Raw genomic sequence first — 505 nt, 5'->3', positions numbered from 1 at the left:
GCCGGACGAGGACCGCGGTGATCTGATGCTTCGTCAGCTTCGCCGCCTGCCCTGGGGTGGGTGCCTTGAGCAGTAGTTCCAAGGCGTCCGTGCTGGTGAGTTCCAGTTCCGCGTAGGCGGTGAGCGCGCCGGGGAAGTACTCGCGCAGTGTGCTGCGCAGCCGTTGGAAGGTGCGGGTGCGCTCCCAGATCAGCGTCTGGTGGGCGCGCGCGACGACCCTTATGGCCTGGGCCTGGTCACTGTCCCCGGCGATCGGCCGCAGTTGGGCGCGGTCGATGCGGACCATGTCGGCCAGCGCGTGCGCGTCGCCCGTGTCGCTCTTGGCGCCGGAGGTGCCGTACCGCTCCTTGAACCGCGCCGCCTGCCGCGGGTTCACCGCGTAGACCTCGTAGCCGGCCGCGATCAGGGCCTGCACCCACGGGCCGCGGTCGGTCTCGATCCCGACCACCACCTGTTCCGGCTCCAGGTCCTCGCCGCTGTGCCGGGCGATGAGAGCGTGCAGCTT

1 protein-coding gene is annotated in these 505 nt (G+C 70.5%); it reads right to left on the bottom strand.

The window, feature by feature from the left end; translation table 11 throughout:
- A partial coding sequence (locus ACRX5W_RS33305) for an IS110 family transposase (protein ID WP_436792134.1) occupies positions 1–505 on the bottom strand: 505 nt, incomplete at both ends.

The sequence above is a fragment of the Yinghuangia sp. YIM S10712 genome, from assembly GCF_051388935.1.
GTDB lineage: Bacteria > Actinomycetota > Actinomycetes > Streptomycetales > Streptomycetaceae > Yinghuangia.
The sequence above is the reverse complement of the archived record's forward strand: the minus strand, read 5'-3'. Positions and strand labels throughout refer to the sequence as shown.